Below are 7,088 nucleotides of genomic sequence, written 5' to 3' on the forward strand. Positions count from 1 at the left end.
GCGGAGCAGTTGACAGCGATCCAGCGCTGGTACCGAATCTTGAGTTCAGCGCTGGTTAAGTACCTCAAGGGGCGTCAATTGCAGCCGCCGGAATGCCTGCCAGCACCTGCTTAGTGGATTCAACCGCTCTTTTTAGGTTTAACCGAGCAAAAAACGTAGGCAAACGAGCAATCCCAGCCCTCTTTCAAGGCCTCAATAGTGACGATGTATTCAATAGGGCAAGCGGGATCGAACAAGTTCAAGCCGTCCAGTTCGCGCTGGTTGCCAGTGGCAATCGCGATAGTGTTGGCTTCGATATGTAAATCGTCGGTTAGATAGGTTTTCAACACATCAACCGTCACTTCGCCGTTTTTGGCTTCCGCTTGCAGTAAGGCAATTGGACGGATATAGGTTTCGTCTTGCAGTGCGTCCTGAGCCAATTTATTGCGGGTGATAACGGTATCGCGTACTGCGTCTTGCCAGTTTTGATGCTCGGTCAGAATGATCGGTAATTTGATCATCTCTTCGGCTTTCAATTCCGCTGCCGAAACATGATAAAGAATGTTGCTGCCATTAGTGCTTGAGGTGTTCGGGGTTGCGGTAAATTCAATAATGGCCGCTGGATGCACCCGTTGTAAGGTGTCAAACGTCAATGACGTTCTGGCATTATGTGCCTCATCTACAATCAACAGTGGTCGGTGTAAGGCCAGTAGATTAGCGAATGAGTATTTGATTTTACCCAACTCGTGGGCACTTAAACCTACTTCCTGGATGTCGGCTTCACTGACTTTTTCCAGCCTACCCAGATGAGGATGATTGGCGGGTAACTTGGCAAAATGCGGCTCGAAATTTTCGTGATAGGCGTACACCTTACGACCCGAGGTATCGTTGACGCGCAAATTTGCCAGTGTCGACACCACTACAATGGCTTTTTGGCCAATGTCTTGCGGCCTGATTTGGGTGACCTCGTCGATATCCAGCACCAAAACCTGATGGTTAAAGGCAAAATCGAGCTTTTCCCGGTAGGGATGACCGGACTTTTTCAAGGCTTCAACGGTTTGTTGCCGGATGGTATTGCTGGGTACTAGCCACAAAGTAATCGGAAAATCCACATCCAGATAGCTTTTAGCCGCGGTGACGATGGCATGGGATGCCAGCAGGGTTTTACCGCCGCCGGTGGGAATGCGAAAACACACATAAGGCACATAAGCAAAGCCGTAATCCCGATAGGCCAACGGCGGTAAGCCTTGATCTTGCAACGCTTCGGTATAAGCGTCCGTTACATTCTGCTGGTCGCGGGCCTTGGACAGAAAACTGTCCAGGGTATCGATTGCGCGTTGTTGGTAGCCTTTTAGTGTCAGCATCGTAAATTCAAAAGTCCTGTTTAATTCTGATTCTGTTGGCTTCATTGCATTCAGCCCACCAGCGATGGGCTTCACTGCGTTTAGCTCATCCTACAATTTTCCCACGTAGGATGGGCTGAGCAACGCGAAGCCCATCGCTGGCGGGCGGCAACACCAAACCCATCATTGTTAAGCTAATCATCCCCTTCAATCTCCTCAACACCATCTCCCAACCAATCCAAAGGATAAATCCCCGCCTGCACATGACGATGAAAACTGGAATGAGGCCAATCCCGCGCCCGCTGCACCCAACCGTGTTTCACCGGATTCCAATGGATGTAATCGACATGCCGGTTAAAATCATCCTGGTCGCGCAAGTAATGCTCCCAAAATCGCCGCTGCCAAATACCGCGTTCGCGTTTACCGGAGCGGCTTTTGGAAATGCTTTCGCCGCCGGGCAGGTGGCGAGAAAAATAGCCCTTGATCAAATTCCAGCGGGTCGAGAAATCCGCGTCGCCTTCCGGCAAAGTCCAGATGCAATGCAGATGTTCCGGCATGACCGCCACCGCAACCAACCGGAACGGATGGCGTTGTTTGGCATAGGCAAACGCGGTGCGCAACAAATCAATGTGTTCCACGAGCAAGTTACTCCGTCGATTTTCCAGATTCACGGTAAAAAACCACGAAGCGCCGGGAATGTACAAACGGCGATAGTCGGTCATGATCGATCCTTGATGAAGGGTTAGTTACGTATTCGGTTACCAGCGATGGGCTTCACGTTGTTCAACCCATTCTACAATCTTTGTCGTCTGCCGTTGATGGGCTTCATTGCATTCTGCCCATCCTACAACATGCCCCTCGTAGGATGGGCTGAGCAACGCGAAGCCCATCAAATCCATTGGGCCGAGCGATAACGCCGCCATCACAACGCCTTCACGTCGTAGGGAATTTGTTTGAAGGTAATGTTGTGCTCGGCCAGGCGGGACGGTCCCAGGCGGCAGCTTTCGCCGTAAATCGTGACCGGGCCGACGTGGTCGCCAAGGCCGGGCAATTCGGTCAGCACACGCGAGGTCAGCACGTTGCCGCCTTGTGGTCTCCGGTCGCCGAGGATCCCGTTATACAGCAGGTAATAAGCTTTGCCGTCATGAACACCCAAAAGTGCTGATTCGGCTGGCTTGGTCTGCGGCGTTTTGGTTTCCGCGTACCAAATATGCGCGGCCAGCGCAGCGAATTTGATGTCATTGTTGAGCTTACCGTAAGCGTCGAACACCGGCTCGCCCAGTTTGAAGAAGCGAAATCCGCCGCCGCCCGGCCAGTTGACGGCCTTGGAAATGCCGCCCTACTCGCCGTCGACGACTTTTTGCAAACGGGATTGGCAATGCGTTTGCGCGTGGTCGCCCATTTCGATACCGATGTAACGGCGGTTCATTTTGTGGGCCACTGCAGCGCTTGTGCCGGAACCGAGGAAACTGTCGAGGATGAGGTCGTTGGGGTTGATGGCTATACGGCATAACTGCCTTTTATAGTTCTAGTGGTAGAGTCAAAACGCCGATATTTGTTGACACTACAATAACCGTTCAATCCCGTATGATCTATGAAAAATTCTGGCCATATCAATGCCAACCTCAAGCGGAAAATAGATAAATCAAGTAAAACCTGACAGGATGGCGGCGTTGTTAGGGTTGTCTTGCGCAATAAACCACCCGATTTCTTCAAGATCATTTTCAGCTTCTGGCCATTTTAACAATACTGATATCAGAATTTCAGCCTTCCGATTGTTGGTCAGCAAGTCGTGCACGGCCTTGTTTCTTGCCCCTCTTCTTCGTTACTTACATGAAAAGGGTCTGAGCAATGATACTCAACTTATTTCACGTCCCTGCCTTATGGCTTGACACCACCGGGATAACTTTGGACGATTTTTTCTACTGCTTCACGGATGCGCTCGGCATTGGCTTCCGGATCGCTGACCGTGCCGGTGGCGATGCCGCGGAAGACCAGTTTTTGAGATTTGGCATCCACAAAATCAAGAATTAAAGTCCCTACCGTGTATTGGGATACATCGGTATAGACGGGCGGAGCTCCGGCCCACATGCCGTAACGGCCATAACGATAAGGGACACTCCCGTAGGACGATTGATTAACAACCCGCTTTTCCTTGGTTGAAATGTGCCGCACCACATGTAGATCTGCATTGCCGGCAACTTCGGCTATATTGCGGGTTGCAAGATGAGTCCGCAAGCTATCACGCAGCGCGGCTTCGCTTGACGGAGATAAGCCGACTGGATCGGTTGAAGGGGCCAGGGTATAGGTCCGGTAGTGATCAAAGGACGCCGAATGATCGTAATCGGTCGTGACAGAAACGCTGGAACAGGCTGACAGAGAGAGGCCCAAAGCGGCAAACAGGCATCGTTGTAATAATGTAGACATGGTAAGTGCTCTTGTTGTAGGTAAATTAAGCAGGATTTTCAGGCTCGTTTTGCTGAAGTTCCGGAGCTGCGGAATCGAGCGTTGCTATGTTTAAAGCATAACGGCGAATTCCCGGCATCGCGCTAAAGCCGTGAACAAAGATACTAAGCAACACCGTCATCATGACTGAAAGCCGTATATCGGAATCACCGGGTAAATTGGCATGCTGATCAAGATAAACCAGCCCTAAAACAATGGAAGCCAGTCCCCGCGGGCCGAACCAACCCATGAACAACACCGTGGACCGGCTTAAACCGCTGCCTATCAAAGCTAAGGCCACAGGCAACATACGGACAACGGTCAGGCTCAATAAGCCATAGATCACATGCACCGCAGCGAACTCCTGCCAGGATCGGGCGAAAAGCAATCCGAACAGGAAGAAAACGAAAAAGTCGAATAATTGGCCCCAGGTTTCTGTAAATTCAACACTGTGTCGGCCCGCTTCCGAGAACCCGGCCTGCACGGCGAAACCGGCAACATAAGCCGCGATAAACATGCTTGCCGCTGAAGCTTCGGAGGCCAGCACACCTAATAAGGGCAACGCCACCAGACCCAGTTGCTGCATAGGTTTAGCCATCCATTGCTTAAGACAAGCCAGACCGAGCAGATAGCCTCCGGCAAGGCCGATGACGCCACCGATCAAGGAGCCGTAACCGATCTGTTCGATCAGAAATTTGGTCAATACTGTGGTGACGCCTTCATGACTGTGCAGCGCCAAGACCGTGAAACACATTAAAAAGGGAACGGAAAGACCGTCATTGAGACCCGCCTCGATATTGAGCGCTTGACGGATACGCGCCGGCACCAGTGGACTGTTGACAATTACCGTCCCTAAGCCGGCATCGGTGGGCGCCAAAATGGCGGCGAGTATACCGGCCTCCAGCCAGGTAAACTGTCCGAAAACGAGCATTGCAGCGGCTGCACCCAGTACGATGGTTAGCAACATGCCTGTGGTCAGCAAGCGAATGGGCAGGTTGCGGTTTGCAATCAAACTCAAACTTTTTAGATTGATATGAGCCGCATCGGTAAACAGCGTCAATACCAATCCGATTTCAGCAATCAGCAATAAGCCGTCCCGATTCAGTTCCAGATGAGCATATTGCGCCGGAAAGGCCATAAACAGACAGATACCGGCCAGCGTAAATAGTATTGGCGCGGTGAAAAGTGTCCGTTCCAGACGCCGGGAAACCAGGCTATAAATGAATACCGTCAACAAATAAAAAGCAAAGAATTTCATAAAATGATTCTCCGGGCGGTCCCTATGAAGGGTCGATGATCGAGCGTTTAAACTGAGGCGCTCAAACCTGCTGATTGCATGACTATTGCTAACGGATTGCCTTAATCTTCTTTCAGCCAAAGCTGGGCTTTGAGTAAATCGTCCGGTTGAAAGTATTCTATGGGAAATTCCCTAAATCCCTTGGCGCTAAACATCAAGGCCATCTCCTCCCATTGTTTTTCACCCACGATGGCCATTTTTTCAATGTAAGCATCGTTTTCTGTCTGAAACGTTAAATCGCCCCAGTCACCCTCTTTTTCCCATCCTTTAAAATTTTCAGCAATTATCAACAAGCGGATATTACCTTGCTGGCGGATAATGCTGATGGCGGAATTCTGTATAGCGATCAATTGCGGATAACTCAATTTACCCGTAATTTTGACCGTGATAATGTTGTCGGTGTGATTTATGATTTCAGCAGTCATAGGATTTTTCTCGTGTCAGTTGATTGAATTTGGCAGCAAGACCATAAAATTAAATCATATCCATTTTTTAAGGCACTGTTCGCGTAAATAGTGGATGTCGCCCGGCAGGGATTGCCGGGGTCCAGAAGCCATGGATGGCGTTGGGCTTTCACATCCTTGTGACCTGGATTCGCTTACGCGGTCTAACGGCTCCGGCAATCCTAGCAATTCTCAATTTGGATTTAAAAAATAAATAATTTCAATAGGTTATATTTTTTATGATAGCCGGACTTTTTTGCAAGCCATTGAATTAAAAGGTAATATTTTTCAAATTGAGAATTACTGCCGGCAATCCATGTCGGAATGACGGCGTTAATTTACTTTCAACTGCTAACGCGAACATAGCCTTCTTTAAGCACTGTATTCGATCGATAGGTGATGATATAAAAGTTATGCTGGCTATCATGATCGATAGTTTAGCCTTATGTGGAATTATGAAAAAAATACTTAAACAACTTTTTTTGGGTTTGCTTCTCACCGGCATCACTGCCTGGGGAGTGCTGGCTCTATATTACGGCGATTCCATGACAAGTCCATGGCAAACAGGCTTTGCCGTCCTCTTTGGCCTATCAGGTATTTTAGCCTTGATGGATGTTCTGGGGCTCCGCTGGCGTTTTCGCTATTTTTGGGTGCATTTGACGCTGTTTATTATCGTCCTGATCGCTTGGCTCAGCATCGCGCCTTCCAATGATCGAGCCTGGCAACAAGATGTTGCAAAACTGGCCTATGCAACCATCGAGGGAGACCAGGTCACCCTGCATAATATCCGCAACTTCGATTATCGAAGCGAATTTGATTATGACCCCGCCTATTACGACAAAACCTATAACGTCAGCAAACTTGAAGAAGTCGAACTGCTCGCCTTTTACTGGATGGGCCCGGCTATCGCGCATACCATTCTGAGTTTCAACTTTGGCGAGCAAGGACACCTGGCCGTTTCCATCGAAACGCGTAAAGAATTGAATGAAGAATATTCCACCATCAAAGGCTTTTTCCGGCAATACGAGTTAATGTACATAGTCGCCGATGAGCGCGATGTCATTCGGCTTCGAACGAACTATCGCAACAACCCACCCGAACAGGGTTATCTTTTCAAACCTACTGGCGGAAAAGAAAACGGTCGCCGTCTCTTTCTCAGTTATATAGAAAAAATTAATGAGCTGTACGAAAAACCCGCGTTTTACAATACTTTACTGGACAATTGCACCGTTGCCATTTGGGAGAGAACTTGGGTCAATACCGAACACCTGGCCTTTTCGTGGAAAATTCTACTCAGGGATACCGCAGGCATAAAAATCCCGTCATAATGGTAATTTTGCGAAATACCTCAGGCCGACAAAGATGAAAGAAACCATTGCCCCGTCCGTCATGTTTACAGAAGAGCTTGCGGAATTGATTACCCGCTTGGTAAAACAAATTCCCTATGACTCTCGACGTCAGGCGATGGGTGATGTTGTGCAAACCTTGCTGGAAGGGAAATCGCGACAAGCTGAGGACGTGCTGGGTTGGAATCGACATACCGTAGAGTTGGGGATTAACGAATTTCGCACGGGTATGCGT

9 protein-coding genes are annotated in these 7,088 nt (G+C 49.3%); 2 read left to right on the forward strand and 7 right to left on the reverse strand.

Annotated elements, in window-relative coordinates; genetic code table 11:
• Positions 1–119 precede the first annotated feature (119 nt).
• The 7 genes from Q7V32_RS00005 to Q7V32_RS00035 form a co-directional block, all read right to left on the reverse strand.
• Positions 120–1,418, reverse strand: a complete 1,299-nt coding sequence (locus tag Q7V32_RS00005; RefSeq protein ID WP_304894938.1) for a DEAD/DEAH box helicase — start codon at positions 1,416–1,418, stop codon at positions 120–122.
• Positions 1,419–1,516: 98 nt separating this feature from the next.
• Positions 1,517–2,044 carry a transposase gene (locus Q7V32_RS00010; protein ID WP_304894939.1) on the reverse strand — a complete coding sequence of 176 codons (528 nt, stop codon included), beginning with the start codon at positions 2,042–2,044 and terminating at the stop codon, positions 1,517–1,519.
• A 200-nt stretch (positions 2,045–2,244) separates the two neighbouring features.
• Positions 2,245–2,592: a hypothetical protein gene (locus Q7V32_RS00015; RefSeq protein WP_304894940.1), complete on the reverse strand. Its 348-nt coding sequence runs from the start codon at positions 2,590–2,592 to the stop codon at positions 2,245–2,247.
• Positions 2,593–2,661: 69 nt separating this feature from the next.
• Positions 2,662–2,826 (reverse strand): DNA methyltransferase, encoded by a 165-nt coding sequence (locus Q7V32_RS00020; protein WP_370691391.1) that lies wholly within the window; start codon positions 2,824–2,826, stop codon positions 2,662–2,664.
• Between the two features lie 377 nt (positions 2,827–3,203).
• Positions 3,204–3,749, reverse strand: a complete 546-nt coding sequence (locus tag Q7V32_RS00025) for a DUF4136 domain-containing protein (protein ID WP_304894941.1) — start codon at positions 3,747–3,749, stop codon at positions 3,204–3,206.
• Positions 3,750–3,774: 25 nt separating this feature from the next.
• A complete protein-coding gene (locus tag Q7V32_RS00030) occupies positions 3,775–5,025 on the reverse strand; it encodes a sodium:proton antiporter (protein ID WP_304894942.1) in 1,251 nt (416 codons plus the stop codon).
• A 101-nt stretch (positions 5,026–5,126) separates the two neighbouring features.
• Positions 5,127–5,489, reverse strand: coding sequence for an STAS/SEC14 domain-containing protein (locus Q7V32_RS00035; protein ID WP_304894943.1), 363 nt, complete (start codon positions 5,487–5,489; stop codon positions 5,127–5,129).
• A gap of 473 nt (positions 5,490–5,962) precedes the next feature.
• On the opposite strand from Q7V32_RS00035, the gene Q7V32_RS00040 reads away from it, so the two are divergent.
• Together Q7V32_RS00040 and Q7V32_RS00045 are read left to right on the forward strand one after the other, a co-directional pair.
• Positions 5,963–6,835 carry a DUF4105 domain-containing protein gene (locus tag Q7V32_RS00040; protein WP_304894944.1) on the forward strand — a complete coding sequence of 291 codons (873 nt, stop codon included), beginning with the start codon at positions 5,963–5,965 and terminating at the stop codon, positions 6,833–6,835.
• A gap of 34 nt (positions 6,836–6,869) precedes the next feature.
• On the forward strand, positions 6,870–7,088 hold a 219-nt coding region (locus tag Q7V32_RS00045), incomplete at its 3' end, for a hypothetical protein (protein WP_304894945.1).

The organism is Methylicorpusculum sp. (assembly GCF_030651835.1).
GTDB lineage: Bacteria > Pseudomonadota > Gammaproteobacteria > Methylococcales > Methylomonadaceae > Methylicorpusculum.